Below are 26,645 nucleotides of genomic sequence, written 5' to 3' on the forward strand. Positions count from 1 at the left end.
TCACCTCGTCCCCTAGGTTAAAGCGTATAGTCGTATTCGACGCCGGGCAGCTCCCGGTCGAAGAGAGTGCGGTACAGGCCCTGCATCGTTTGCAGCGTGCGCTCTCCCTGTATGCGGAGGTGAGTGTACTTGACTGCATAATGCGCCGTTTGAACGACCAGGAAGTTGCGGTTGCGGATATAGCCAGGCAAGTCCTTCTCCCGCTGCAGCCATTGCACCAGTTTGCCCTGCAGATCGCGGGCCGTTTCCTCCAGCTCCCGCTTGCATTCCTCCAGATTCGTTCTCGCTCTCAGCTGATCCTCCTGGCTGAGGCGCGCCCCGATCTCTTTCTTGAACTGGAAAGCATGCAGGGAATCCTCCTGGCTGAGCCAGTGCTTGGCAATTCGATCATAGCGTCTGAGCGGAAGCTCGCGCTCCGTCTCCGCCTTCAGCGTGTTCTGGAAGCTCTGTTGAAACAGATCGTTCAACGTTCTGTAGTCTTCGGGATGATCCCAGAGCATATGCGGGGTAAAAATCGTGTCCCAGACATTTGCCTCCGTCCGGCCGTTCAAGGCCGCCGAGGTTTGCCACACGTGTCCGATTTTTTTCCAGCGGCGATCCGACAACGTAAACTCCTTTTCTTCCATAGCCGTTTTCAACTGATAAAGCATGTAGATCAGCGTCTCCGGCAGCGTTACCGAGGAGGCGGCGGCGCGCACCGTATCGATGTGGGACAAAGTAAGCGCCGGCGCTATCGGTTCGTCGGGGAGCTGGAACATGCGCTCGTAGCTGGACATCTGCTTCAAGTATTCGACCTCGTAGCGGATCAGGAACCGGTCATACAGAGCTTCGAGCTGTTCATTGTCATCCGGCAGCTCATTGGACGCGGCGATCAGAAAGCGCAGCGGAGCCTGCTGCTTTTCTTGTCCGTTGAAGAAAATCCGCTCGTTAAGAATGGAAAGCAACGCATTCAGAATAGCACTGTTTGCCTTGAATATTTCGTCCAGGAAGGCGAATTCAACCGCAGGAAGGTAGCCATCCGTTTGGCGGACGTATTGATCGAGCTTGAGCTGGCGAAGGGAAACAGGGCCGAACATCTCATCCGGCGTCGTAAACCGCGTCAGCAGGTAATCGAACCAGCTCCCTCCGTCGAACAGCTGGGCGATTCCCCGGGCAAGCTGGGATTTGGCTGTACCTGGCGGGCCGACCAGAAGGGCATTCTCGCCGGCCATCAGGCCGAGCAGCAGAAGACGGATCAGTTCCTCCCGTTCCAGGAAGCGAGCTTCGAGCTGCTCGATGGCTAGTTCAAGCTTCTGTTGGATGATAGCGATATCGTTCATCAGAGATTCCTCCGTTATGATCGTCGAATTGAAATTATTGTACCAGACCCTGTGCAATTTCACTAACTTGCCCTGACGAAGGGCGTGGTTTTTTGTTCCAGCCGCGCTGCCATGCTACAATGGCATCAGTACGGGGGGAGGGGACTGCCAGGGGTTCTCTTGCCTCCGCCGAACAAATCCGAGATGCGAAATGGAGGGCTCTATCCGATGAATGTGTACGATTTTAGCGCCAAGACGATCGAGGGCAACGAGCAGCCGTTGGCGGATTACGCAGGCAAGGTGCTGCTGATTGTGAATACGGCGAGCGCCTGCGGCTTGACTCCTCACTATAAGGGGCTGCAGGAGCTTCACGAAGCCTATGCGGACCGGGGATTGGTCGTGCTTGGCTTTCCCTGCAATCAGTTTGCCGGCCAGGAGCCGGGTACCGAGGCGGATATTAAGCAGTTTTGCGAGCTGAACTACAACGTGACCTTTCCCCTCTTTGCCAAAATCGACGTGAAAGGCGAGCAGGCTCATCCGTTATACCGTTACTTGACAGAAAACGTTCCGGAGCCGTACCGCACCGGGGATATCGAGTGGAATTTCGTGAAGTTCCTCGTGAATCGCGAAGGAGATGTCGTCAAGCAATTCAGCGCCCGTACGGAGCCGTCTGATTTGAAGTCCGATATCGAGGAGCTGCTCGGCTAAGGCATCCGTCTCACGCATCAAGCTTCCATTTCTATTCCCTCCGGGCCTTATGGAAAGGGCAGGCGGGAATAGGTCTTCAAAATGTTTTTGCGTCTTTTCCCTAAAAACGATTTCCTCTTTGCCCAAAACGTTCTATAATAGGCTACATCGGCCCACTCACGTGCAAAGTATGCTATGGAAAACGTGTGCATAACGGTTTAAGCCGTTGCCGGGTTGGAATAAGGAGGCTAAGCGTATGGCAGGAAATGAAGGAAGCATGGAAAGTAAATACGAAAAACTTCAACATATATTGCGGGATATGGGGAAAGTAGTGGTGGCCTTCTCAGGCGGGGTGGACAGCGCCTTTCTGTTGAAGGCGGCACTGGATACGCTGGGAACAGGCAACGTGCTGGCCATTACGGCGGATTCAGAGACGTACCCCGCGAGGGAGAAAGCGGAGGCGGTCGCGCTCGCACAATCGCTCGGCGCTCCTCACGAGGTTATCCCGACAAGCGAGCTTAACATTCCGGGCTACGCCGAGAATCCAACCAACCGTTGTTATTTTTGTAAAAATTCCTTATTCGATCATCTGATTCCAATCGCTGAAGCCAAGGGTTATCCTTTTGTGGTGTTCGGCGCCATCGCCGACGATCTAGGCGAGCATCGTCCGGGTCTGCAGGCCGCCCATGAGCGCGGCGTACGGGCGCCTCTGCTTGAGGCGGGCATTCGCAAGTCGGAGATTCGGCATATGTCCCGCGGCTTCGGGCTGGCTACATGGGATAAGCCCTCCTTTGCCTGCTTGTCGTCCCGCATTCCGTATGGGGAGGAAATTACCGCCCGCAAGCTGTCCATGATCGACCAGGCTGAGGATTTCATCATGCAGCTGGGATTTCGTCAAGTTCGTGTCCGTCAGCATGGCAACCTCGCCCGGATCGAGGTATCCGCTTCCGATCTCGCCGAGCTGCTGCCTGTGGCGGAGACCGTGCATGCCAAGCTTCGCGAGATCGGCTATGACTATGTTACGCTTGATCTGCTCGGCTACCGGTCGGGCAGCCTGAATGAAGTGCTTCCTTCTTCGGAGCAAGCATTGGGCGTCTAAGCATTTGCCTCAATTCACCTCAAGGAGATGACAGCGAAAGATGAAAAAGCCCAATATCTATATATCCAAGCCAGTGCCGCCCGAGGTGCTAAGCTACCTGGAAGAGCATGCAAGCTGCCGGATGTGGGACGGCACGGGGACCGCTTCCCGCGAGCGCTTGTTATCCGAGCTGGAGAGCGCGGAGGGACTGCTGATGCCCGGCGGCGGGTTAATCGATCGTGAGCTGCTGGATCGCGCCCCCAATCTGCGGGCTGTCAGCAGCATTTCGGTTGGGTACAATCACTTCGATCTGGATGCGATGAGCGAACGCGGCGTTATTGGAACGCATACGCCCTCCGTACTGGATGATACGGTCGCCGATCTGGTGCTGGCCCTGATGCTGTCCGCCGCCCGCCGCATCCCGGAGCTGGATGCTTTCGTGAAGCGCGGCGAGTGGCAGCGCGGCAAGGGCCTGGCCGAGGATGCCAACTTCGGCTCCGATGTGCATCACCGGACGCTCGGCGTCATCGGGATGGGACGTATTGGCGAAGCGATCGCCCAGCGTGCCGTATTGGGCTTCGGGATGAAGCTCCATTACTATAACCGTTCGCGCAAGCCGGAAGCGGAGGAGCGGTACGGTGCGGTCTACTCCAGTCTGGAGGAAGTGCTGTCCGTATCTGATTTCGTCGTGATGATGACCCCTCTGACACCGGAGACGAACCGGATGATCCGCAAGGAGCATTTCGCCCTCATGAAGCCGTCTGCCTTCTTCATCAATGCTTCCCGAGGTCAGACCGTCGATGAGGAAGCATTGGTCGAAGCCCTGCAAACAGGCGTCATCCGCGGGGCTGGACTGGATGTGTATGATCCGGAGCCGCCTAGAGGGGATCATCCGCTTCTCAAGCTGCCTAATGTCGTAACCTTGCCGCATATCGGCTCGGCCACACACGCCACGCGGTTCGATATGGCCATGCTTGCCGCCCGCAATCTGATCGGAGCATTGCAAGGCGACCAGCAGGTACATATTGTGCCGGAGCTGAGGCATTTGGCAGAAGGTAAGCCTGAATAAGAATAAAGAAGAATAAAGCCGTCCGGAAACATGAAGCATGAGCCGGACGGCTCTTTCTGTTCCCGCACGAGGCATCGAATCCGATGGCTCCCAAGCTCGCAATTGTATAGCAATTCCCAGTTACGGCACCGATCTTTTTGGCGAGTGCTTTTTTGAGTTGCATGTTGTAGGAGGAAATGATTGACAACAGCTCAGCATATATTTATATTATTAATATGCATATTGTGAATATGAAAAGAATTGTTCCATGAGGAGGCTCCATCATGCAGCTGCAAGCGAAATATGTCATTCTTGGACTGCTATCCACACGCACCATGTCCGGCTATGAGATCAAAAAAAGCTTCGAAGGCGATATCTCGTTTTTCTTTGATGCCAGTTACGGGAGTGTGTATCCGACCTTAAACAAGCTGGAGAAGGAAGGGTTAATCGTCAAGACTACGATTGTCCAAACGGACCGTCCGAACAAACACGAATATGCGGTTACCGAAGCCGGTAAAGAAGCGCTCTCCGATTATATGAAAGGTCCGCTTATTGAGGATCAAGTCCGATCCGATCTGACCATGCGATTGTATTTCGGTCAGAAGGCCGGGGAGAGCGAGATGGCGGGATGGATTCGACAAGGATTGGAGCAGCATCGTGCGAAGCTCGCAGAGCTCATCCTGCTGATGGAGGAGCATCAAGCGCATATGCCGAGATCGACGAAGCTATCGCTGCAATACGGCATCGATTACCATCAAGGGCAAGTGAACGCATTGAGCAGGCTGCTTGAGCAGCTGGATAGTTAGAAAAGATCGAGGGGGAGAGGCAGGATGGGGATTTTAGTCTTCTTGCATGTATTGGGAGCGATGATGTTTATAGGGAATATCCTGACAGCGGCGTTCTGGAAGTTAAAGGCGGAGCGGACGGGGGATATTTCATATATTCACCGGGTAACGAGAAATGTCATGACGGCTGATTATTGGTTCACGCTGCCGGGCATTGCTCTGATTTTATTGACGGGCCATATCCTCGCTATACGGGCAGGCTATGCGCTAACCGAATGGAACTGGGTCAGCGTATCCGAAGGCTTATTTGCGCTTAGCGGGCTGATCTGGCTGCTCGTATTGCTGCCGGCCCAGAAGAAAATGATCCGCGAGAGCGGAAGCTCCGTCGAAGCCGGCAGCTTGAACGCCTCTTATCGTAAAGCTTCCAGACTATGGGACGGCTTCGGCACAGTCGTAACGCTGATCCCGCTCGCCGTGTTATATCTAATGCTCAATAAGCCCTTTTGAGTCACGCTTTCTACAGCTTGGGTTGGCTCCTGGAATATGAATGTCTACGGCTTGCGATAGCAAGACGACGAAATCGGGTAAGATGAACCAAGCAGCATATCATCGACTCGATGGACGTCATATTCGTAGAGGAGGCCGTTATGGGGAAATTTTGGGAAATAGTGAAAAAAGGAAATACGTCTTCCGCCGCAGCGGCGCTCGGCAATACGGGCATAGCGGCGCTTAAGGCGGTCGCGGCTACCTTCAGCGGCAGCGGTGCCATGTTCGCTTCGGCCATGCACTCCGTTGCCGACGCAGTCAATCAGGCTTTCGTCTTTGCTGGCAGCGTATGGGCGGAGAAACAGCCGAACCGCAGGTTTCCTGTAGGTTATGGCCGCGTTATTAATATTTTTTGTATGGTGGCTGTTATCGTCGTCACGATCATGGCGTATGAGACGGTCAAGGAAGGCTGGCATCTGCTGACACATCCGGCCGAAAGCCACAGCATCTGGTTAAATGTCATCGTCCTGTTGATCTCGATAACGGTCGATGGAGCCATCCTGGTCAAGGCCATGAAGGAAATCGTCAAGGAAACCCGCGTCGATGCGAAGGGGATAGGAGTAGTTGCGGCTTCCTTTCAGCATGTCGGTCGTGCTGCACCTCCGACGCGGCTCGTCTTTTACGAGGATATCGTAGCGACATCGGGCGCGCTGCTTGCCTTAGTTGCTGTCATCGTATCGCAGCTCACGCCATTCAAGCAGTTCGACGGAATCGCGACGATACTAATCGGCTGCCTGATGGTCGGCGTAGCTTTCAAAGTCGGGTACGACAATATGGTCGGTCTCATTGGGGTAGCAGCCCCGATCGAAGTCGAGACGAAAATTGCGGCGGTTATCTTGAATGACCCGGATGTTACGGATATTAATAAGCTTCGCATCCTTCAAGAAGGGCGTTCTTATCATGTCGAAGGGTATATTGAGCTGCGTCAGGGTTTTTCTCTTGCCGATGCGGATGATATCAAGTTCAGGGTACGCGATAAGCTGCTCGCCGATCCGGATATTTCCGATGTAACGCTTGGCATTATCGAGGACAACGGCATCGCGGATTGGAAGCCGGTGGGCACTACCTGATCGAAGGGATCACGCAGCGTGCCGTGCGTCCGACCCTAACGAAAAGAGGGAGTTCCCCGCTTGCCGCGGAGAACTCCCTGTTTGGTTAAAGAAATAACTAAATCACGTCCCGGCTTGAAATCATCTGAAGCTCCGGTGCGGTAGGCAGAAGGGACAAGCTAGAATTATTCGAGTGTTCGTAGGACATCTTGCTATGGTTCCATTGACCGTGCTAGTCGGCAGCCAGAGGCGAAACCGCATCTTCATAGAACAGCTTTAACTCGTGAAGCGCGCGCGTGCATCCGACGTAGAGCAGCTTGGCATCCCAGGCGGTGGCCTCGTAATGCTCCGGGCTCACATCGATGAGTATGACCGAATCGAACTCGAGTCCTTTGGACATGTATACCGGCAGCACGGAAACTCCGCCTTCATAGTGCTGTTGTCCGGCTCCGATCCGGTGAATGCGCTCGCAGCCTTCCTGAAGCAGCTGCTCATACAGGTGTATGCTGCGGGCCTCGGTGCGGGTGAGGATGGCAAGCGTTCCCGCCTCGCTTCCGGACTGGAACAAGCGGATTTCCTCGGACAACCGGTCGATCAGCTGCTCCTCAGCCACGTGAGCCAGAGTGACTTCACGGCCGCTTCGGAACACAGGGACGGCCAAAGCCGGAGGCGGCTCGGTGGATCGTTCCAATACGCGATTCGCGAAATGGATAATCTCCATCGTCGATCGGTAGCTCCGATTGAGGGTGAAGTATCCGCGATCCTCTGCGGGGAAAATATCCAGCAGTTCCTCCCAGCGCTGCACCCCCTGATAAGCATGGATGCCCTGGGACACGTCGCCGAGTATGGTGAAAGACCCGTTCTTCGTATGGCGGCTCAATAGCGCCACCTGGAAAGGAGAGAAGTCTTGAGCCTCGTCAATGACGGTATGATCGAATCTTAGATCGCCAGGGATGCCGAAGAAGCGTTCCCGAATAAATAATAGAGCGGCCAAGTCTTCCGGCTGCACTCTTTTCTTCTTGGCCATTGCGAGAGTCGCTTCACGCAGCGGCTCCGGCAGCTCGAAGTCGCCCGAGTCTGACCAGCGCGCAAAGGGAGCGGCTTCCGCAGCAGGCGCGAATAATTCCTTGTAAAAAGTGAAGGGAGTATAGGCCGTCCAGCGTTTGCTGTATTCGCGAAGGCGCGATGACAGCTTTTTCTTGTAGGCTTTGCGGAGGTGAACCTCCCAAAGCTGTTCGAGCTGCATCTCAGCCCATCGCTTGATCCGGGCGAGCACGCGTTCGCGCCGCTTCATGAGCGGCTCATGCTTGTTCTCGACATCAAACCATTGCTTGATGGTGGAGGCGGCCAGGCTTTTCCCTTCCCAAGGGGAAAAGTCTTCTTCCGGCACAGCTTGACGCTCATAGGCATCCAGGCAGCGCTCGATCTCTTTCATATAAAGGAGAGAGCCTTTCACACGGCCGGGCGCCTGATCATTCGCAGACGGTCGATTCATGCCGACAGCGAACCACTCGTTCAACCTCGCCGAAGCATCGGGGAGCGAAACTTCGCGGTCCAGCAGCTCGAGCGCCCAATCGCTGAACGTCGTCTGTTGAATATGGCCGACGCCAAGCTCTGGAAGGACTCCGGAGATATAGTCAAGAAACATCCGGTTTGGGGCAAAGATAATCATGCGCTCCGCTCTTACTTGCTCGCGATAGTGATAAAGCAGGAAGGCCAGCCGATGCAGGGCAACCGTCGTTTTACCGCTACCGGCGACGCCTTGAATGACAAGAGCTTCATTTTTGCCGGCACGGATGATGGCGTCCTGCTCGGCTTGGATCGTCGATACGATATCCCTAAGCTTGTTGTCCTTATTCTCGCCAAGCCGGTACAGCAGGAATTCGTCCGTAACGGCCATCGCGTCCTGTGAACGGTCGAACGTATCGACAACACGCTGAAGCATCTGCTTACGGATCGCCAGATTGCGCTTCAGATAGACGAGTCCCTCTACAGTGCCATCAGGGGAGTCGTAGGCGGCCGTGTCCAGCCCGCCTGTGAAGGAGTAGAACAAGCTGGCTACCGGGGCCCGCCAATCGATGACAAGCAGCTCCGGAGAATCGGCCTTCTCCACTCCGAACTTGCCGATGTATAGCGGGGTCGGCTCCGGCTTGCCGGTTTCTTGAAAATCCAGTCGGCCAAAATAGGGCTCCGGCATCGCATGGGCAAGACTATGCCGCTTGTTCTCGCGTATCGATTCCAGGACCTGCTCCGACACATCATGACCGGTATACCTCGGTACGGCTTCAAGCTGGCTCAGATGGTCGTCCATCTCCCGGATCGTCCGGTTGAGCCGCTCCAATTCCTCTTCATAGGCTTGGTGCAAAGCGGTTTCCATGTGATTCCTCCTCTTCGTAGCTTGATGCTATGCCTTTAGGCAGAATGAAAATTATACCATAGGAGGATATTCAGGGCAACAGAAGACTGCAGCCGGCGAAGAAGGAAAAGGGCTTCGCTTCCTGAGGTTGCGTCATGCGTCCTTCCCGCTATATCATAATAAGGAAGGAACAGGTATTCACGCCGAAAAGCCGAACCTGGATCCCGGCGGATCGGCGGTTCGGCAGTGCCGGCCATGTCTGTATCAATTCCCGTTGCGGTGCTGCTCGGTCGGAAGCTTGCTTTCCGGATGCCCTCCGCCATGCAGCTTCCGGTTCTTTTCGTCCTTGGCCTGGGTATCGTGCAGCTTGTTGACAAACTGCTCCGTCGTTCCTTTCAGGTTGTCTTTCATTGAAGTTCCCTCCTTCCTTGTCAGTCATGTAGGTTGCCCCGTTGCCTCGCCTTCCTATACTCGAACGGCGAACTTGCGGATGAAGCAAGCCGGGTTTCGGCAAACTAACCAAGTGATTATTTTGCAGATTGAGGAGGTTCTAGTATGGATTACCGGATTGAGAAAGATACCATGGGCGAAATACGCGTTCCCGCCGACAAGCTGTGGGGGGCCCAAACGCAGCGCAGCCGCGAAAATTTTCGGATCGGGACAGAGCGGATGCCCCTTGAAGTCGTTCATGCCTTCGGGCTGCTCAAGAAAGCGGCCGCCGCCGCCAACCTGAAGCTGGGCAAGCATGAGCAGGCCAAGGCGGATGCGATTGCTGCGGCAGCCTCCGAGGTCGTCGACGGCCGATGGGACGAACATTTTCCGCTCGTGGTTTGGCAGACGGGCAGCGGCACACAGTCCAATATGAACGCGAACGAAGTGATCGCGCGGCTTGCGAATGAAAGTTTGGAGAAGCAGGGATCGCAGCTGCGCATTCATCCGAATGACGATGTGAACCGCTCCCAAAGCTCCAACGATACGTTTCCCACGGCGATGCATATTGCGGGCGTGCTGGCGCTGCACCGGCGCCTGTTTCCCGCGCTGGAGGCGCTCAAAGGAACTCTGAAGAGCAAATCCGAAGCGTTCGCCGATATCGTAAAAATAGGAAGAACCCATCTGCAGGATGCGACCCCGCTGACGCTAGGTCAAGAGATCAGCGGATGGTGGGCGATGCTGGACAAGACGGATCGGATGGTTCGTCAAAGTATGGAGACGATGTACGAGCTGGCCATCGGGGGAACGGCGGTCGGCACGGGATTGAATGCCCATCCGGAATTCGGCGACACGACCGCTGCAGAAATTGCCCGGGAAACCGGACTTCCCTTCGTATCGGCGGACAATAAATTCCATGGACTGACAAGCCATGATCAGATCGTGTACACGCACGGCGCGTTGAAGGCGCTGGCAGCCGATCTGATGAAAATCGCCAATGACGTGCGCTGGCTAGCTAGCGGTCCCCGGAGCGGCATCGGCGAGCTGACGATACCGGAGAACGAACCGGGAAGCTCGATCATGCCGGGCAAGGTTAACCCCACGCAAAGCGAAGCTTTGACGATGGTGGCTTGCCAGGTCATGGGCAATGACGCCGCGATCGGCTTTGCTGCCAGCCAGGGCAATTTTGAACTGAATGTTTTCAAGCCGGTCATTATTCATAATTTCCTGCAGTCCGTCCGGCTGCTGGCCGATGCGATGAACTCATTCAACGAGCACTGCGCTGTAGGTATAGAGCCCAACCGCACGGTCATCACCCGTCATCTGGAGCAGTCCTTGATGCTGGTTACTGCTTTGAACCCGCATATCGGGTATGAAAAAGCGGCGTCCATCGCTAAAACAGCCCATAAAGAAGGGCTGACCTTGAAGGAAGCCGCCGTACGCAGCGGTTATTTGACTGCAGAGCGCTTCGACGAGGTCGTGAAGCCGGAGGATATGATCCACCCGAAAGCATAGGGGATTTTCCTCCTATACACGAGAGAGAAACAAGCAACGCCCTTAATTTCCGCGATAAGCGAGAGAAGAAGGGTGTTGTTTGACTAGGGAGAAGGGAAGGTGAACATCGCGATGAAGCCGACTAAATATTGTGCAGCTCTTCTGATTGCTGCGGCTGTATGGACATCGCTTCCGCAGTCAGGGCATGCTCAAACGAAGCAAGTAAGCGTTGCTATTCCTACATTTCAGGTTTCCTTGAACGGTATTCAGGTGGATAACGCTTATCGCCAGTACCCTTTGCTTGTTTATAAGGACATTACTTATTTTCCCATGACGTACTATGATAGCCGATTTCTGGGCCTCGTCACCAAGTGGGATTCGGATCAAGGGCTTGAAATCGAAAAAACAGGCATATCGGCTGCCTATCGGGATTACAAGGGGAGCATTCGCAATGCCGGCAGGTATACGGCCTCTATTCCCGACTTTGCTGTTCGAATCAATGGGAAGAACATTATACAGTCAGAGGAAGTCTACCCGTTACTAGAATTCCGGGATGTCACCTACTTCCCGCTGACTTGGAGATTTGCCGCGGAGGAGCTTGAATGGAGCTACCGGTTCGATGCCCGGGAGGGGTTTGTCATCGAGTCCTCCAATCCGCAGGTGGAGCCGGTCGCTCTTCCGGGATATGCCGGAGGCGAGGTCGTAGCCGCTGCGGGGAGCTACTATTATGGCGGGGCCGAAGGGGAGATCTTCCAGGCTTCGATCGAACACCCGGACCAAGCGAAGAAGGTATACCAGCTCCCGATCTGGAGCTACGGGGACGGCAAGGCTTACGTAAGTCACGGGCTAACGAGAATAGACGGCGAGGTTTGGCTCAGGTACCATCAGGGCGGCGCGATTATGGGGAGCGATCACTATATTAAGCTGAAGTCTGATGGCACCTATGATGAAGCGGAATCCGGATATCTCAACTTTAAAACCTTCGGCAGCCTGACCGTGAAAGTATGGCAGGGAGTGCCGCCCAGTCCGGACAATTTGCGGGTGAAGGAGGGGGACGGGGAATATCGTTCGGCTGGCGATCCCGCTTATTTGTACGGTTGGAACTGGAACATCAAGGAGGGCTCAGCCGGAGGAGCGGGTAGCCGCAAGCTGTATATGGACGGGCGAAACCTCTATACCCAAGCCTACCATATGAAAAGCGACACCGACTTTAGCCGTCTTCATCGGGTGGATGTGGATACCGGAGAAACGACCAGAGTGAGCGATCTCCCGATATCAGACTTTATACTTGAGGGGAAAGAAATCTACGCCCTTAGTGAAAGGAAGCTCTATCGTATACCGGTGCAAGGCGGGGCTGAGGAACTTCTGCCCACCACGGGAACCGTAAGTTCTTCTGTACCCTTCGAGCTTGTTCAAGATACGATTTACTACGTCGACGGTTTGACAGATGAGCTGCATGCGTTCCCGGCAGCGGAAGCCCCGTTGAATCCCGGCGGGAAGGTAGCAGGTATGAAGGTCGAGGACGGCTATCTGCTCGTTACCTTCAAGGCAGAGAGCGGCAGCCGATATGGGCTGATGGTATGGGATGCCGACCGGCGGATCGCCTTCGCTACCTCAGATTCGGTGGCCCACGCTTCCATAGACAAATGCGTGCTTACGTATGTCGAGAGCGAAAGCAGCCGGATCTACCGTACGGTGCTTGCAAAAAACGCGGATAGCCAGCCGGTCAAGTGAATCGGCCTGCCGATAGATTCGAACTCCACATTGGGTTGAACAGTAACGCCATCATGCTCCTTGCTTCTAAGAAAAGTTATCACCAGAAGGCGTGCATTCTGAGTATAAAGACGCATTGCAAGAGCTGATAGATTGTGAGCAGCGCCATGCCGAGGGGACAGAAAAGCGGTCCTACGGGCGAATCTAGCTTGTCTCGCTCGCAAAAATAAAATCGACTGAAAGGGTCCAATGGCCCTTGCGGTCGATTTTTTTGTCGATAAACATTCTCATTGACAAAGCGGATCAAAACACTATATATTGATATGAGTTTGTTAAAAACACCTACATATGGTTTGATTACTCGTTTCATAGGGTAATGATAGGACGTCAGAAGGCCTGCGAGAGCGTTTAAGCCGCGAGGCAATTCGCGCTATAACGACACATTCCGAGCTATGCCGGAGGACATCTAGCGCCAGGCTGCGAAGTCTCAGGGCTATTCCTAGTATGGACCCAGGCCGTCTATATCATCATTGCTCATCGGGCATGCGCCTGACGAGTTATTTCTAACAGGAGGGATACCTCTTATGCTGGTTTTGTATGATTCGAAAACGGGCAATGTTCGCCGGTTTATTCGTAAGCTGAATGTACGCGCGCTGCAAATTGAAGACGACATGCTCGCAAGCGAGCCTTTTGTGCTGGTTACTTACACGACGGGGTTCGGACAAGTTCCTGAGCGAGTGGCGTCCTTTCTTCGAGCAAACGGCGCTTATATGCAAGGCGTCGCCGCGAGCGGCAACCGCAACTGGGGCTCAGGCTTCGCTCTAAGCGCCGACAAGATCGCTGCAGAGTATCAGGTGCCGATTCTGGCCAAGTTTGAGCTCGCAGGTACGCAGCGGGACGTGCAACAATTTATGAGGGGAGTGGACGAGGTTGCGGCATATTGAGCTAAATAACCTTCTGATGCAGAGAGGGACGGACGGATTTTTCCAGCTGGACAAGGATCGGGAAGCGGTCGAGTCGTTCATGGAGGAAGTGAGCGCCAAGAGCTTGTCCTTCGAGAGCCACGGATCCAAGGTTCGCTATATGATTGACGAGGACTACTACGAGAATGTGTTCGATACGTACACGACCTCCGAGGTAGAAGAGATTTTTCGTCTTACGCATCAATACGGATTTGAATTTCGTTCCTATATGGCCGCTTCCAAGTTCTATACCGACTACGCTGTAAAAAGCAATGACCGTTCGCTCTATCTGGAGCATTATCCGGACCGGGTGGCGATCGTTGCGCTGCATCTGGGACGCGGGCGCATGAATGTAGCGCGCACTCTGGCTTGCTCGATGATGGAGCAGCGGCTGCAGCCAGCCACGCCGACCTTCCTGAACGCAGGGAAAAGCCGCCGCGGCGAGATGGTGTCCTGCTTCCTGCTGGAGATGGACGATGCGCTCAACTCGATCAACTACGTGCTAGCCACCTGCATGCAGCTGTCCAAAATCGGCGGGGGCGTCGCCGTTAACCTGTCCAAGCTGCGCGGCCGCGGCGAGACGATCAAAGGCGTAGAAGGCGCGGCCAAGGGCATCATGCCGGTGCTGAAGCTGATGGAGGACGCGTTCTCGTATGCGGACCAAATGGGACAGCGCAAGGGCTCGGGAGCCGCTTACTATAATATTTTCGGCTGGGACGTCATGGAATTTCTCGATAGTAAAAAGATCAATGCCGATGAAAAAACGCGGCTGCAAACGTTATCGATCGGCCTGATCGTGCCGAACCGCTTCTATAAGCTGGCGGAGGACAATCAGCCTCTGCATGTGTTCGCGCCGTACACCGTATTCAAGGCCTACGGCCAGCATCTCGACGATATGGATCTCGATGCGATGTACGACACGCTGCTGGCCGACGAACGGGTGAAAAAGAAGGTTGTGATGAGCGCGCGGGACATGCTGGTGAAAATTGCGGCGATTCAGCTTGAATCCGGCTATCCGTACATCATGAACCGCAGCAACGCGAACAAGGGGCATGCTCTGAACGGGATCGGTTCCATTAAGATGTCCAACCTATGTACGGAAATTTTCCAGCTGCAGGAAACGTCGACCATCGGCGACTACGGACAAGCCGATCAGATCCGCCGCGATATCTGCTGCAATCTCGCTTCCTTGAACATCGTGAACGTGATGGAGCACCGCAAGGTGCGTGAGTCCGTGCATGAAGGAATTGTCGCGCTGACCTCGGTTAGCGATATGACGGAGATTAGCAACGCGCCGGGCGTAGCCATGGCGAATCGCGAGCTGCATGCGGTCGGTCTCGGAGCGATGAACCTGCACGGCTACCTGGCCAAGAACCGGATCGCTTATGACAGCGCGGAAGCCCGTGACTTCGCCGGTACGTTTTTTATGATGATGAATTATTATTCCCTCGAGAAAAGCGCCCAGATCGCCCGCGAAACCGGTAAGCGATTCGACGGCTTCGAACAATCGGACTATGCGAGCGGCCTTTATTTCGAACGCTACCTGGCGACGGATTATACGCCTTCAACCGCGAAGGTGAAGCAGCTCTTCGAGGGTATCGACGTGCCTACGCCTGACGATTGGCGCAAGCTGAGCGAGCAAGTGAAGCGCGACGGTCTCTACCACGCCTACCGGCTGGCCATCGCTCCGACGCAGAGCATCTCCTATATCCAGAATGCAACCAGCAGCGTGATGCCGATCGTCGAGCAGATCGAAACCCGTACCTATGCCAATTCGACAACGTATTATCCGATGCCGTACATGGAACGGGATAATGTCTTCTATTATAAGTCGGCCTATCAGACGGACCAGTTCAAGGTTCTTGATCTGATCGCGGAGATTCAAGCTCATGTCGATCAAGGCGTCTCGACGATTCTTCACGTCAACAGCGATATCACGACGCGGCAGCTTGCCCGTTATTATATATACGCAGCCCGCAAAGGGTTAAAATCCTTATACTACACCCGCACGAATCGGCTGTCGGTCGAAGAATGCATCAGCTGTTCAGTATAAGATGTATCAAGCACAAGACATAGAAAGGGGCGCCTGAATCCATGAGCGTCTTCAAAGCAGTCAATTGGAACCGGCCGGACGATGACTTCTCCATCATGTTCTGGAACCAAAATCTGATGCAGTTCTGGACCGACGAGGAGATCCCGCTGTCGGACGATAAGATGTCCTGGATCACGCTTAGCGCGGAAGAAAGAGATACTTATATGAAGGTATTGGGCGGACTGACGCTGCTCGATACGATCCAGGGCGGTATCGGGATGCCCAAGCTGCTGGAGCATGTGGAGGGGCTGCAACGTAAGGCGGTTCTGGGCTTTATGGGGATGATGGAACAGATCCATGCCAAGTCGTACAGTAGTATCTTCACCACACTTGCTACGACAGAGGAAATCGACGGCGTGTTCCGCTGGGTAGAAGGGAATCGCCATCTCCAGCTGAAGGCCGAGACGATCTCGCAGTATTACCAAAGCATCGATACGTCGAAGGGGCTTTATCTGGCGATGACCGCCTCGGTGCTGCTGGAAAGCTACCTGTTTTATAGCGGCTTTTTCTATCCGCTCTATCTGGCCGGACAAGGAAAGATGACGAGCAGCGGCGAGATCATCGACCTGATCCTGCGCGATGAAAGCATACACGGGCTGTACGTCGGCGTGCTCGCGCAGGAAGTGTATGGGACTTTGTCGGAAGAGGAGCAGGATGAGGCATTGGAAACGCTCCAAGGGTTGCTTCGATATTTGCATGCCAACGAGGAGCAGTATACGGAACAGCTGTACGGCCCGATCGGGCTGGCGGCCGACGTGAAGGCTTTCCTGCGCTATAACGCCAACAAGGCGATGATGAACCTGGGCCAAGAGCCTTTATTCGAGGAAGAGGAAATCAATCCGATCGTCCTGAACGGAATCAGCACCCACACGAAGCAGCACGACTTTTTCTCCAAGAAAGGAAACGGTTATGTGCGCACGCTTCATATGGAATCGCTGACCGACGACGATTTTCGGTTCGATTGAACCGTTTTATAAAGAATAGCTCAGAGCTTGGAGAGAGGCTCCGTTCCTGCGTGATTCCGACGCGCAGGTGCGGGGCCTCTTTATTCGGGGCGCATGATGGATTTTTTGTATGAAATTATCGTTTTTCAAGCATAATGACCGAAGGAAGGAGGTGAAGTTATGGGTAAACTGGCTATCATGTCCATACTCTTCTCTGCGCTGATTGCATTATCCTCTGCATGCGGAGGGGGCGGAGCCGGGGCAGATAAAAGCGGCACAGCTGCAGGAGGTACCGGCGGCACGGGAGGCGCCGTGAGCGGCGGGACAGCGGAGGCGGCTGGCGCAGAGGCTGTGTACAAGGCCAATTGTCTTGCCTGTCACGGGAACAATCTGCAGGGGGCATCGGGACCGAATCTACAGAAGGTAGGGGCTAGACTAACCAAGGATCAGATTGTCGCCAAGATTCAAAATGGAGGCGGAGGCATGCCCGCCTATAAGGACAAGCTGAAGGCAGAAGAGATTCAGGCGCTTGCCGACTGGCTTGTCACCCATAAATGACCGATAAAGACCTTCGTTTCCGGCGAAGGTCTTTAGCTTTGTCTGGGCAGTCCATCAGCCATTTCGAAGGCAGGTTCAAATGGCCGCAAGGAAATCCAAGCTTGGTCCCATTTGCGCGGATATGGTATTATTCTCATATACGACTAAGCATCCACAGCAGCGGCGTATCCGAAAAAATGGTTTACACCGAGGAGCGATAACCGTTTGAAAACTCTTATCATCGCCGAAAAACCCGATATGGGGCGGAATATCGCCGCAGCGATCGAGCCGAAGGCGAAAAATCAGCGAACCTATATCGAGGGCGAGCGCTATGTGATTACATGGGCGATCGGTCATCTTATAGGACTTGCTGAGCCGGATTTATATGATGAACGTTATAAAAAATGGAACTTTAACGATCTGCCGATTATACCCGATACGTTCAAGCTCATCCCGAATCCTCGGACCAAGGATCAGCTGAAGGTGATCAAGGAGCTGGCCCAACGCTGCGATTCGCTAGTGAACGCTTGCGATGCCGGGCGCGAGGGACAGCATATCTTTTCGTTGATCCAGCGTCATCTTAAGCTCAAGCAGCCGGTCAAGCGGCTCTGGATCTCTGACTTAACTCCCGAGACGATCCGCAAGGGCTTTGCCGAGCTGCGCGAAGGCTCGGATTTCGATCCGCTGACCCGGGCCGCTAAGGCGCGAAGCGAAGCGGATTGGCTTATCGGGATGAATGGCTCGCGCGCCTTCACCACGAAGCATCGGGAGCTGTTGTCGGTAGGTCGGGTCCAGACGCCGGTGCTGGCGATTCTCTATGACCGTCAGAAGGAAATCGAAGCGTTCAAGTCCAACAAGTATTATGAAGTCGAGGCTTGGTTTGTCCAGGAGGATACCGAGTACCGAGGGTTATGGCAGGGCGAGAGGCTGACCGACAAGGAGAAGGCGGAGGGCATCGCTGCCCGGGTCAAGGGCAAGCCGGGACGCATAGACAGCTATGATGTCCGGGACAGCAGGGAATATCCGTTCAAGCTGTATGACCTGACGCTGCTGCAGCGGGAAGCGAACGCCAAGTTCGGCTTTTCCGCCAAGAAGACGCTGGATCTGGCCCAGGCGCTCTATGAAAAACATAAGGTCATCAGCTATCCGCGTACCAACTCAAACTATGTAACAGAGCAAAATGTGCCGGAGATGCATCGCACGCTGGAGCAGTTGAAGCGGACCGAGTATGCCGGGCTCGCCGAGCAGGCGGACAAGAAGCTGGTCCATACGGGCAACCGTGCGGTGTGCAATCCGACCAAGGTGGAGGATCACCACGCGATTTTGCCGACGCATAAGATGCCGGGAGCGCTCGCACCTGATGAGAAGAAGCTGTACGACCTGGTCGTCAAGCGGTTTCTTTCGCATTTTTACCCTCCTGCTCTCTACAAGATTCATACCGTGCTTACGGTCTGCGAGAAGGAGACGTTCAAAAGCACGGTCAAGCAGGAATTATCTCCGGGCTGGAAGACGGTATATGCCGGAGATCCCAAGGAGTCCAAGCCCGCCTCCCGTGGAACCAAGAAGGGCGGAGACAAGGAGGATGAAGAGGAGGCGGCCGAGGAGGAGATCACGACCCCGTTCACCCTCGACGCAGCTGCGGCTGTGGATTGCCGCAAGTCGGCTGCCAAGGAAAAGGAAACGAAGCCGCCCAAGGCCTATACCGAAGGTACGCTACTGAAGGCGATGGAGAGCGCCGGGAAGCAGATCGAGGATGAGGAGCTGCGCGACGTGATGAAGGACTCCGGTCTGGGTACGCCTGCGACACGCGCTTCGGTCATTGAGCGGCTCAAGCAGGTCGGATATGTGGTGATGCAGGGCAAGCGCATCGAGATCACGACCAAGGGCAGGACGGCGATCGAGCTGATCCGGGGAGCGGGTGTCGAGCTGCTGACCTCCCCCGAGATGACCGGCCAGTGGGAGCGGCGTCTGAACGAAATTGCCCGTGGCTCGGCATCCGACGAGACCTTCATGCAGAACGTCAAGCGGTTCACGATATCGATCGTCGATAAGGTGAGGGGGCAGCGGCCTGCAGAGAAGCAGGCTTTCGGCACGGAGGCTGAGGCCAAGCAGGAAAAGCCGAAGCGGAGAAGCGCGGCCAAGTCGGAGGCAGGCGCGGAGTCGGGGAGCGGAAAGGCCCCCGCCAAGCGAAGCAAGCGTTCGCCCGTCTCGGCGGCGGCTTCAACGGACACGGCAGCCGCTAGCCGGACCTCAGCCAAGCGGACTGCTGCTGGAGCTGCCTCCGCCCATCAGGAGCCGGCGGGTCGGACAAGACCGTCAGGGTCCCGCGGTCCGGCCGATGGGCAGTCGGCGGCCGCTGCGCATGGCGGGGATGCGGCCGGTCGGCGTGCAGGCGCCGCGCTGAGCGAGCGGCCGGCAGCGAAGTCAGGCGGAGCCGGTGGCAGTGATGCGGCAACGGCTGCCGGGTATACGCAGCTCGGCACATGTCCGCGTGACGGCTGCGAAGGCCGTATCATCCGCGGCAAGCGCGGCTATGGCTGCAGCGCGTACAAGTCGGGCTGCACGTTCGTAATATGGAAGGACAGCTTCGGAGCCTCCTTGACAGATACCGCTGTCGCCTATCTGCTTCGCCATGGTAGAACCGCCCGCATGAAGCTTCAGGACGAACAAGGCCACTGGCTGGAGGGAAGCATCGTGCTGCGTAACCGGACCACAGGGGAGCTGGGCATTGAACCGGTGCAGGGGTAATCTTAAGGCATAAGCAGGGTTCGGAAAGACAATGTACCTCACTCAGGACCGCGGGTGGTGAGGAAACCGGGGCAGGCCATCGGAATGCGTATTCCCGCAGGAAGACTGTCCGTTAAGAAAGGAGGAAAGCGAATGAAGGAAGTGCCCGTACCCTTTGTCCGAACGAACCAATTCGGTATCGTTCTCTTCGTAGCCGCCGCCATGCTGCTGCAGGCTCCTGCCTGGATTGCGGCGCTTTGGGCGGTACAGGTGTTGACCCTGTGGCGGGGCGTGCAGGCCAACCTGTTCGTTCAGCTGGCTGCGCCTTTACTGAAAAATAGGCTCGCCGGCGCGCAGACCGAGTCGCGCGAGCTGCAGCGGTTCAACAACTCGATAGCCGTCATCCTGCTGACCTTGTCGCTGATCGGCTTCTGGCTCGACCGCGACGGCTGGACCGGCTACGTGTTTGCCGGCTTCGTAGCATTGGCGGCGCTCGTCGCCTTATTAGGCTTTTGCGTGGGCTGCTTCATGTACTATCAATGGAAACGCTTGAGAAGATAGAGAGAAGAAGATTACGCACGTTCACTCCTTCGAGCTGCCTATGGCCGCTTCAGTTATGAAGAAGCGGGTTAACTCAAAAAAAATAGTCCGCAACCCTGTAGATAAAGGAGGGGCGGACTGTTTTTGGATATACGGGTCATTAGGCTGGCAGAACATAAAAATAGATAGAGACGAAATGGCAGATGCTCCCCAGCAGGACGAACAAATGCCAGACGGCGTGATGATAAAAAAGCTTCTTCCACAGATAGAAAACCGTACCGAGCGTATACAGGACTCCGCCGGCTACGAGCCAGGCGATGCCGGGCTCGGGCAGTTGCTGCTGAAGCGGCTGGAAGGCGAACATCACCATCCAGCCCATGCCTATGTAGAAGAGCGTGGACAAAACGTTGAACCTGCCCGTAAAAAACAGCTTAAACAAAATGCCTGCCAAGGCTAGGCCCCAGACAATCCCGAATAGGCTCCAACCGAGCGGACTGCGTATCGTGACCAAGAGAAACGGCGTATAGGTTCCGGCAATCAATACATAAATAGCGGCGTGATCCATAACTTCGAAAACACGCACCCAGCGCTCCTGACGCGCGCTATGGAGCAGAGTCGAGCATACATAGAGCAGCAGCAGCGAGACACCGAAAATGGCAAAGCTGACCACGTGCCAGGGCGAGCCGTACAGCGCGGATCGGACGACTAGGAGTACGAGGGCGACTAGACTGAGGACGGCTCCGATGCCATGACTGATCGCATTGGCCCGTTCCTGCTTAAGGATAGCGGCATTCACTATTTATCACTCCTTCTCTATCCATTATAACCTCTTAACCGGTGAGGGGCCAAATGGGTTACTCGAAACAGCCGGGAATCCGGATCTGGCAGCCGGGGGATGTTCCGTGACCTGGCATTCCTTTCAGCAGCCAGCGGTCGGGCGTATCCGTTACCCCGGAGATGTGAAGCACGAACGAACCTGCCGGGAGAGAAGCTGCTCGCAGCAGAAGGAACTGACCGTCCACCTCTATATCAGCTGAAAGGTGCTCTTGCTCCAAGCTAGGCTGCCTGTGCAGAAGTCGGCTGATCGCCGCTCGAGGCATGCCTCCGCTTCCGCTTGCATCCATTCCCGTCGCCGGCATCTCAGTCGAGATCCTGTACGCAGCCGATCGGGCAGAGTTGCTGTCGATGCGCTTGTTAAACGCCACCCTTAATTGGTTCGGCCCAGTCCGGAAGGCTTCGAGGGGAACAGGAGGATCTTCATACATCCAGAGGCCGATGGAATATTCGTACGCCGTCCAAAATCCGTAGCCCAGCTTATGTGTCTCTGCTGCAAAGCGTTTCACCCAGGCGGAGTTCCGCCGCATCCGGCGGAGCGAGCCGATGTCGGTCTGGATGCCAAGGGAGACCGAAGGGAAGGCTTCCCGGAGGGGTGCGGCGAACGCTTCGTACCGGCGTGCATAGTCAGCCGGCAAGCGGGGGCGCATCCAGTCCGGCCAATGGGTTTGGAGCACGTGAGCGTCGGGACGTACCTGCCTGATCAACGAGACGGCGTCCATCCCCTGCAGCTCCCGTACGCCCATGACGGCCTCGCGACCTGCATCGACGGCTACCGACCAGGTAGCCACGTCGATGTCGCTTTGCGTTTCTCTGACGCCTCCAGCACCATTGATCAGCTCGTCGACGAATCGATTGACCGCATCCACGCGGCACTCGATCCAGAGTGCGTACCGCTCGGGGTCCTTCTTGTAATAAAGCGGTGAGCGGACCTCCCGGAACTCGGGCAGCCGGCCGCCGCCAAACTTGCGGAAAGCCGCTTGAGCTTGAGGTCCGATGTCCCCGTACACGCCGGTAGACAAGCCATTCCATTCGGGGAAATAGCATTCCGCTACCTCTACGCCGGTAAAGGGTGCTTCGCGGACGAGCCGGGCCAGCGCTTTCTTTTTCCATGCGTTATAACCAGGATGAAAGGGAGAGAGGCGAATATACCCGTCATGGACCGGCTTTATTAGCTCCATCTGCCACTGGCCCCAGCCCGAAGGAAGATGAGCGGAGGAATAGGCCCCGTTGCCGAGAACCATGGCCCAAACCTGCAGCCCCTGCTCGCGCAGCGCCTGTACGAGCGCGCTGTTGATGCGCGTTTCGTCCGTGACGAAAACTCTCACGGCTTCGTATCCGGCGGCAGCCAACTCGGCAGCTACGCTGCCCGGGCTCCGTTCCGTATAATACGCGAACGACGGATCGATTTGGATGGTAGCCTTTCCAAGGAATTGCTTGTTCATGGGTCATCCCCCTTACGAGCTGGAGTGGCTGATCATTGCCGTAATATTTACTTTTAATTGACTTTCGAGTCTGTCAAGCATACAATTTGAAGAAAAACGGAGGGATTGCTCTCATGAACCCGGATCAATCGCTAACTGATTCTACTTCCACTTTGCAGACGGCTCCGCAAGCTATCCCTGTTCATATATTGAGCGGCTTCCTCGGAAGCGGCAAGACGACGCTGCTGACGCGGGCGCTCGATTACTACAAGCTGAACGGGCGTCGACCGGCGGTGCTCATGAATGAGCTGGGCGAAGTCAATCTCGACGGCATGCTGCTGGATGCAGAGGTGCCGACGACGGAAATGCTGGGCGGCTGTATATGCTGCACGGTGCGGGGCGACCTCGGGATGGAGCTGAAGCAGCTGATCGATGAGCATCAGCCTGACGTGATTTTTGTTGAATCGACGGGGGCGGCTAATCCGATCGAAATGCTGGACGGCGTGACCGACGCTTCTCTGCTGACGCATGTGAAGCTTGCTTCCGTCATTACCGTAGTGGATGCCGCCCAGCTGTCCGAGAAGCTGCATACGCCGCGTTCCAAAACGTTTCGCCTTATGTCCGACCAGATCCGCTGCGCAACCCTGTTGCTGCTCAATAAGACCGATCTGGTGCCTCAAGCGGAATGGGCTGGGCTGGAAGCGGCCGTTCGCGAGCTGAATGACACGGCTCCGATGCTGCCCACGATCCGCAGCGAGATGGACTTTACCTTATTCGATAAGCTGGAGCGAGGCTCAGTGACGCTCGCAACCGGAGCGGCATCTGCCTGCTCCTGCGGCAGCCCGGGCGAGGGTATGAATCAAGGGCATGAACATGAGTCTCATGCGCCCTCATGCGCCCATTCGCTTGCGGGGGAGGGGGCATCCGCCCATTCACCGCATGCCAGCCATGAGCATGTGATGGCCTACACCCATTATTTTAGCGGACCGATCGATAGCGAGCAATTCGAAGCGCTGATAGGCCGGCTGCCTCAGGACATCTTCCGGGCTAAAGGCATATTGCGTTTCACCGATACGGCAAGTCCGTTCATGTTTCAATACGCTTACAGGCAGGCTGATTTTATCAAAATCGCCCCGAAGGCAGAGGTGCCCAGCGTAGCGGTCTTTATCGGCGAGCATTTCGACAAGACTTGGCTGGAGCATCAGCTCGCGGAGCTTGAAGCGGGGGAACACGCTCCAGACGGCTCCCTTTCTTGACGGAAGACGCCGGGTAGGGCATTATTAGAAGAAAGACGCTAACGATGCTTAGAGAAGAGGTCGCTATGGGAACACATGAACATAAGCACGAACATGAACGCGAGCATGCTCATGAGCATCATCACGAGCATGGTCAAGACCAAGAGCCGGATGTTCAGGAATTAATCCGCGATATCATCAGCGCCATGTCATCCAAGGGCTGGCGGATTACGGACCAGCGCAAAAGCCTGGCTGCCTTGTTCGCCGAGTCCCCGGGTTACTTGTCGCCCAAGGATGTCTACGATTATATGCGAACGTCATACCCTGGCGTGAGCTTTGATACGATATACCGCAACCTGCGCCTGCTCAGCGAGATGGGCGTATTGGAGCAAATTTATTTGAACGACGGGCTGAAGTTCCGGGCTCGCTGCCGATCTCATCATCATCATCATCTGATCTGCCTGAGCTGCGAGAAGACGATTCCGTTCGAATTTTGCCCGATGAAGCATATGCCGAATTTGCCGCGGGATTTCCGTATCGTCAACCATCGCTTCGATATTCTGGGGTATTGTCAGGACTGTAGTCCGTCAGGAGAAGCTATGGCGGAAGGGAATTAAGTAAGGAATAGAGGGCTCTAGCAAACCTGTATGCACCGTGAAAGCGGAGCATGCAGGTTTTTTTCTGCATGCCCCATAATTTTATCCAAAAAACAATTGACAGGACGAAAAGGCGAATGATAATATACATCCATAACAAAGTAAGTTTATCGGAATTATAAGTTAGTGACCGGACGACCGGAGCGCTTATGTCGGGCTAGGACTTGCAAGACTTGCAGTCTCAGCTTCCGTAAACTTCATCCAAATCATAAGTTTTATTGATAAAAGGGGAGAGAAGTTCTTATGTCAACTCTACAAAAAAGCGCGCTTCGGTCTTTCGGTAAATGGTCTTTATTCGGAGCTTTAACCATATCCTTAATCGGTCTCACCGCATGCGGCGGAGGAAGCGGGACGAAGGCAGGAAGCGGCGGAGCCTCACCGGCGCCTGCGGATAACTCCAAGCCTGCTGTAGCTGCTAAGCCGGCTGTCGAGCTGCTGAATGTCTCCTATGACCCTACCCGCGAGCTTTATGTGAGCTATAACAAAGCGTTCGCCGCTTATTGGAAAAATAAAACCGGTCAAGACGTTACGATCAAGCAATCTCACGGAGGCTCCGGCAAGCAGGGCCGATCCGTTATCGACGGTATTCAAGCCGATGTGACTACTTTGGCACTCGCCTACGATATCGATGCGATTCAAGAAGCAGGAGTGATTAATCAAGGCTGGCAAAGCAAGCTGAAGGACAACAGCACACCGTATACGTCCACCATCGTATTCCTGGTGAAGAAAGGAAATCCCAAGGGAATTAAGGATTGGGACGATCTGATCAAGCCTGGCGTCCAAGTCATCACACCGAATCCAAAAACATCAGGCGGTGCTCGCTGGAACTACCTGGCAGCCTGGGGCTACTCCTATCAGAAGAACAACAAGGATGAGACCAAGGCGCTTGAGTTCGTCCAGCAGCTATTCAAAAACGTACCCGTACTCGATTCCGGAGCTCGCGACGCGACCAACACGTTCGTACAAAAGGGTATCGGCGACGTCCTGCTTGCCTGGGAAAATGAAGCGTATCTGTCCATCAATGAATTCGGCAAAGACAAATTCGAGATCGTAACGCCTTCGATCAGCGTGCTGGCGGAACCTCCGGTCGCCGTCGTTGATAAGGTCGTCGACAAGAGAGGCACGCGCGAGGTAGCGCAAGCTTATCTGGAATATTTATATTCAGAAGAGGGGCAGGAGATTGCTGCCAAGAACTATTATCGTCCGCGTCTCGAATCCGTGGCTAAGAAATATGAAAACCAATTCGCCAAAGTCAATCTGTTCACGATTAACGATGAGCCGTTCGGCGGCTGGGCGAAAGCGCAGAAAACCCATTTTAGCGACGGCGGGACCTTTGACAAAATCTATAAACCGTAGCAGGGAGAGACAACCGGTATGAAAAAAGCTTGGAAAGAGCGCAGTATTTTACCCGGGTTTGGGCTGTCGATGGGTTTTACTGTATTATACTTGAGCCTGATTGTGTTGTTCCCGCTATCTGCCATATTTATCAAGACCTCCGGCATGGGATGGGCCGACTTCTGGGCTACCGTATTCGATGACCGGGTCGTCGCCGCGTTGAAAATCAGCTTCGGAACGGCCTTCACTGCCGCGCTTATCAATGCCGTCTTCGGCTTTATCGTCGCCTGGGTGCTGGTCAGGTATTCGTTCCCGGGGAAGCGTGTCGTCGATGCGCTGGTCGATCTGCCTTTTGCTCTGCCAACCGCTGTCGCGGGTATCGCCTTGACGACGATTTACTCGCAGAATGGCTGGATCGGCAAGCTGATCGAGCCATACGGCATCAAGGTCGTATTCACGCCGCTTGGGATTACGCTGGCTCTGACCTTCATCGGCATCCCGTTCGTCGTTCGAACGCTGCAGCCGGTCATTGAGGAGCTGGAGAAGGAAGTGGAGGAAGCCGCGGTCAGTCTCGGTGCTGGCCGCTGGCGGACCTTCCGTTCGATTATTTTCCCGGCGCTGCTGCCGGCCCTGCTTACCGGCTTCACGCTGGCTTTTGCCCGAGGGGTAGGGGAATACGGCTCCGTCGTATTTATCGCAGGCAATATGCCGATGAAGACCGAGATAGCGCCGTTATTGATCATGACGAAGCTGGAGCAATATAATTACGCCGGAGCTACCTCGATCGCGCTGGTCATGCTATTGATTTCCTTCGTCACCCTGTTCGTCATCAATCTCATACAGTGGCGGGCTAACCGACGCTTCACGACAGCATAG

Annotated in this window: 23 protein-coding genes; 18 read left to right on the forward strand and 5 right to left on the reverse strand. The window is 55.1% G+C overall.

Annotated elements, in window-relative coordinates; all coding sequences use genetic code 11:
• Positions 1-17 precede the first annotated feature (17 nt).
• Entirely contained in the window at positions 18-1,319 is a 1,302-nt protein-coding gene (locus GSF01_RS10515) for an AAA family ATPase (RefSeq protein WP_159883640.1), read from the reverse strand.
• Positions 1,320-1,526: 207 nt separating this feature from the next.
• Here GSF01_RS10515 and GSF01_RS10520 point away from each other — a divergent pair, with 207 nt between their 5' ends.
• The 6 genes from GSF01_RS10520 (at position 1,527) to GSF01_RS10545 (ending at position 6,512) form a co-directional block, all read left to right on the forward strand.
• The gene (locus tag GSF01_RS10520; RefSeq protein WP_159883642.1) at positions 1,527-2,006 is read left to right on the forward strand and encodes a glutathione peroxidase; all 480 of its coding nucleotides are present in this window, start codon (positions 1,527-1,529) and stop codon (positions 2,004-2,006) included.
• Positions 2,007-2,241: 235 nt separating this feature from the next.
• Complete coding sequence (larE, locus tag GSF01_RS10525; protein WP_159883644.1) at positions 2,242-3,084, forward strand: ATP-dependent sacrificial sulfur transferase LarE; 843 nt, start codon at positions 2,242-2,244, stop codon at positions 3,082-3,084.
• A 40-nt stretch (positions 3,085-3,124) separates the two neighbouring features.
• Positions 3,125-4,132, forward strand: a complete 1,008-nt coding sequence (locus GSF01_RS10530) for a 2-hydroxyacid dehydrogenase (RefSeq protein ID WP_159883646.1) — start codon at positions 3,125-3,127, stop codon at positions 4,130-4,132.
• A 263-nt stretch (positions 4,133-4,395) separates the two neighbouring features.
• A complete protein-coding gene (locus GSF01_RS10535; RefSeq protein ID WP_159883648.1) occupies positions 4,396-4,917 on the forward strand; it encodes a PadR family transcriptional regulator in 522 nt (173 codons plus the stop codon).
• Between the two features lie 24 nt (positions 4,918-4,941).
• A complete protein-coding gene (locus tag GSF01_RS10540) occupies positions 4,942-5,403 on the forward strand; it encodes a DUF2269 domain-containing protein (protein ID WP_159883650.1) in 462 nt (153 codons plus the stop codon).
• Between the two features lie 140 nt (positions 5,404-5,543).
• Positions 5,544-6,512, forward strand: coding sequence for a cation diffusion facilitator family transporter (locus GSF01_RS10545; protein WP_159883652.1), 969 nt, complete (start codon positions 5,544-5,546; stop codon positions 6,510-6,512).
• A gap of 211 nt (positions 6,513-6,723) precedes the next feature.
• Here GSF01_RS10545 and GSF01_RS10550 read toward each other — a convergent pair whose 3' ends face one another.
• Both GSF01_RS10550 and GSF01_RS10555 read right to left on the reverse strand, forming a co-directional pair.
• Complete coding sequence (locus GSF01_RS10550) at positions 6,724-8,868, reverse strand: HelD family protein (RefSeq protein ID WP_159883654.1); 2,145 nt, start codon at positions 8,866-8,868, stop codon at positions 6,724-6,726.
• 243 nt (positions 8,869-9,111) lie between these two features.
• The gene (locus GSF01_RS10555) at positions 9,112-9,258 is read right to left on the reverse strand and encodes a DUF4023 domain-containing protein (RefSeq protein WP_159883656.1); all 147 of its coding nucleotides are present in this window, start codon (positions 9,256-9,258) and stop codon (positions 9,112-9,114) included.
• Positions 9,259-9,402: 144 nt separating this feature from the next.
• Between GSF01_RS10555 and fumC the strand changes: the two genes are divergently transcribed.
• The 8 genes from fumC (at position 9,403) to GSF01_RS10595 (ending at position 20,306) form a co-directional block, all read left to right on the forward strand.
• Positions 9,403-10,791 carry a class II fumarate hydratase gene (gene fumC / locus GSF01_RS10560; protein ID WP_159883658.1) on the forward strand — a complete coding sequence of 463 codons (1,389 nt, stop codon included), beginning with the start codon at positions 9,403-9,405 and terminating at the stop codon, positions 10,789-10,791.
• 99 nt (positions 10,792-10,890) lie between these two features.
• Positions 10,891-12,504 (forward strand): hypothetical protein, encoded by a 1,614-nt coding sequence (locus GSF01_RS10565; RefSeq protein ID WP_159883660.1) that lies wholly within the window; start codon positions 10,891-10,893, stop codon positions 12,502-12,504.
• Between the two features lie 563 nt (positions 12,505-13,067).
• Positions 13,068-13,427, forward strand: a complete 360-nt coding sequence (gene nrdI, locus GSF01_RS10570) for a class Ib ribonucleoside-diphosphate reductase assembly flavoprotein NrdI (protein ID WP_159883662.1) — start codon at positions 13,068-13,070, stop codon at positions 13,425-13,427.
• A complete protein-coding gene (gene nrdE, locus GSF01_RS10575; protein WP_159883664.1) occupies positions 13,414-15,498 on the forward strand; it encodes a class 1b ribonucleoside-diphosphate reductase subunit alpha in 2,085 nt (694 codons plus the stop codon). Before nrdI ends, nrdE begins: the two co-directional genes overlap by 14 nt.
• A 41-nt stretch (positions 15,499-15,539) precedes the next feature.
• The gene (gene nrdF, locus GSF01_RS10580; protein WP_159883666.1) at positions 15,540-16,502 is read left to right on the forward strand and encodes a class 1b ribonucleoside-diphosphate reductase subunit beta; all 963 of its coding nucleotides are present in this window, start codon (positions 15,540-15,542) and stop codon (positions 16,500-16,502) included.
• Positions 16,503-16,661: 159 nt separating this feature from the next.
• Entirely contained in the window at positions 16,662-17,039 is a 378-nt protein-coding gene (locus tag GSF01_RS10585) for a c-type cytochrome (RefSeq protein ID WP_159883668.1), read from the forward strand.
• A gap of 204 nt (positions 17,040-17,243) precedes the next feature.
• Positions 17,244-19,766 (forward strand): DNA topoisomerase 3, encoded by a 2,523-nt coding sequence (locus tag GSF01_RS10590; protein WP_159883670.1) that lies wholly within the window; start codon positions 17,244-17,246, stop codon positions 19,764-19,766.
• 132 nt (positions 19,767-19,898) lie between these two features.
• Positions 19,899-20,306 (forward strand): DUF4395 domain-containing protein, encoded by a 408-nt coding sequence (locus tag GSF01_RS10595; protein WP_159883672.1) that lies wholly within the window; start codon positions 19,899-19,901, stop codon positions 20,304-20,306.
• Between the two features lie 139 nt (positions 20,307-20,445).
• Here GSF01_RS10595 and trhA read toward each other — a convergent pair whose 3' ends face one another.
• Positions 20,446-21,081 carry a PAQR family membrane homeostasis protein TrhA gene (trhA, locus tag GSF01_RS10600; protein WP_159883674.1) on the reverse strand — a complete coding sequence of 212 codons (636 nt, stop codon included), beginning with the start codon at positions 21,079-21,081 and terminating at the stop codon, positions 20,446-20,448.
• Between the two features lie 58 nt (positions 21,082-21,139).
• Positions 21,140-22,564: an N-acyl-D-glucosamine 2-epimerase gene (locus GSF01_RS10605; RefSeq protein WP_159883676.1), complete on the reverse strand. Its 1,425-nt coding sequence runs from the start codon at positions 22,562-22,564 to the stop codon at positions 21,140-21,142.
• Between the two features lie 113 nt (positions 22,565-22,677).
• On the opposite strand from GSF01_RS10605, the gene GSF01_RS10610 reads away from it, so the two are divergent.
• From GSF01_RS10610 to cysT, 4 genes are all read left to right on the forward strand, one after another.
• Positions 22,678-23,799 carry a CobW family GTP-binding protein gene (locus tag GSF01_RS10610; RefSeq protein ID WP_159883678.1) on the forward strand — a complete coding sequence of 374 codons (1,122 nt, stop codon included), beginning with the start codon at positions 22,678-22,680 and terminating at the stop codon, positions 23,797-23,799.
• A gap of 65 nt (positions 23,800-23,864) precedes the next feature.
• The gene (locus GSF01_RS10615) at positions 23,865-24,395 is read left to right on the forward strand and encodes a Fur family transcriptional regulator (RefSeq protein WP_159883680.1); all 531 of its coding nucleotides are present in this window, start codon (positions 23,865-23,867) and stop codon (positions 24,393-24,395) included.
• A 282-nt stretch (positions 24,396-24,677) separates the two neighbouring features.
• On the forward strand, positions 24,678-25,790 hold the full coding sequence (locus tag GSF01_RS10620; protein WP_159883682.1) for a sulfate ABC transporter substrate-binding protein: 1,113 nt from the start codon (positions 24,678-24,680) through the stop codon (positions 25,788-25,790).
• An 18-nt stretch (positions 25,791-25,808) separates the two neighbouring features.
• Positions 25,809-26,645 carry a sulfate ABC transporter permease subunit CysT gene (gene cysT, locus GSF01_RS10625; protein ID WP_159883684.1) on the forward strand — a complete coding sequence of 279 codons (837 nt, stop codon included), beginning with the start codon at positions 25,809-25,811 and terminating at the stop codon, positions 26,643-26,645.

This window comes from Paenibacillus puerhi, assembly GCF_009846885.1.
In the GTDB taxonomy this organism is placed as follows: domain Bacteria; phylum Bacillota; class Bacilli; order Paenibacillales; family NBRC-103111; genus Paenibacillus_G; species Paenibacillus_G puerhi.

What these genes read in the sequence shown, in the direction of transcription:
- GSF01_RS10515 (WP_159883640.1), bottom strand. Translation starts at nt 1,319, where the DNA reads ATGAACGATATCGCTATCATCCAACAGAAGCTTGAACTAGCCATCGAG.
- GSF01_RS10520 (WP_159883642.1), top strand. Translation starts at nt 1,527, where the DNA reads ATGAATGTGTACGATTTTAGCGCCAAGACGATCGAGGGCAACGAGCAG.
- larE (WP_159883644.1), top strand. Translation starts at nt 2,242, where the DNA reads ATGGCAGGAAATGAAGGAAGCATGGAAAGTAAATACGAAAAACTTCAA.
- GSF01_RS10530 (WP_159883646.1), top strand. Translation starts at nt 3,125, where the DNA reads ATGAAAAAGCCCAATATCTATATATCCAAGCCAGTGCCGCCCGAGGTG.
- GSF01_RS10535 (WP_159883648.1), top strand. Translation starts at nt 4,396, where the DNA reads ATGCAGCTGCAAGCGAAATATGTCATTCTTGGACTGCTATCCACACGC.
- GSF01_RS10540 (WP_159883650.1), top strand. Translation starts at nt 4,942, where the DNA reads ATGGGGATTTTAGTCTTCTTGCATGTATTGGGAGCGATGATGTTTATA.
- GSF01_RS10545 (WP_159883652.1), top strand. Translation starts at nt 5,544, where the DNA reads ATGGGGAAATTTTGGGAAATAGTGAAAAAAGGAAATACGTCTTCCGCC.
- GSF01_RS10550 (WP_159883654.1), bottom strand. Translation starts at nt 8,868, where the DNA reads ATGGAAACCGCTTTGCACCAAGCCTATGAAGAGGAATTGGAGCGGCTC.
- GSF01_RS10555 (WP_159883656.1), bottom strand. Translation starts at nt 9,258, where the DNA reads ATGAAAGACAACCTGAAAGGAACGACGGAGCAGTTTGTCAACAAGCTG.
- fumC (WP_159883658.1), top strand. Translation starts at nt 9,403, where the DNA reads ATGGATTACCGGATTGAGAAAGATACCATGGGCGAAATACGCGTTCCC.
- nrdI (WP_159883662.1), top strand. Translation starts at nt 13,068, where the DNA reads ATGCTGGTTTTGTATGATTCGAAAACGGGCAATGTTCGCCGGTTTATT.
- nrdF (WP_159883666.1), top strand. Translation starts at nt 15,540, where the DNA reads ATGAGCGTCTTCAAAGCAGTCAATTGGAACCGGCCGGACGATGACTTC.
- GSF01_RS10585 (WP_159883668.1), top strand. Translation starts at nt 16,662, where the DNA reads ATGGGTAAACTGGCTATCATGTCCATACTCTTCTCTGCGCTGATTGCA.
- GSF01_RS10595 (WP_159883672.1), top strand. Translation starts at nt 19,899, where the DNA reads ATGAAGGAAGTGCCCGTACCCTTTGTCCGAACGAACCAATTCGGTATC.
- GSF01_RS10605 (WP_159883676.1), bottom strand. Translation starts at nt 22,564, where the DNA reads ATGAACAAGCAATTCCTTGGAAAGGCTACCATCCAAATCGATCCGTCG.
- GSF01_RS10610 (WP_159883678.1), top strand. Translation starts at nt 22,678, where the DNA reads ATGAACCCGGATCAATCGCTAACTGATTCTACTTCCACTTTGCAGACG.
- GSF01_RS10615 (WP_159883680.1), top strand. Translation starts at nt 23,865, where the DNA reads ATGGGAACACATGAACATAAGCACGAACATGAACGCGAGCATGCTCAT.
- GSF01_RS10620 (WP_159883682.1), top strand. Translation starts at nt 24,678, where the DNA reads ATGTCAACTCTACAAAAAAGCGCGCTTCGGTCTTTCGGTAAATGGTCT.
- cysT (WP_159883684.1), top strand. Translation starts at nt 25,809, where the DNA reads ATGAAAAAAGCTTGGAAAGAGCGCAGTATTTTACCCGGGTTTGGGCTG.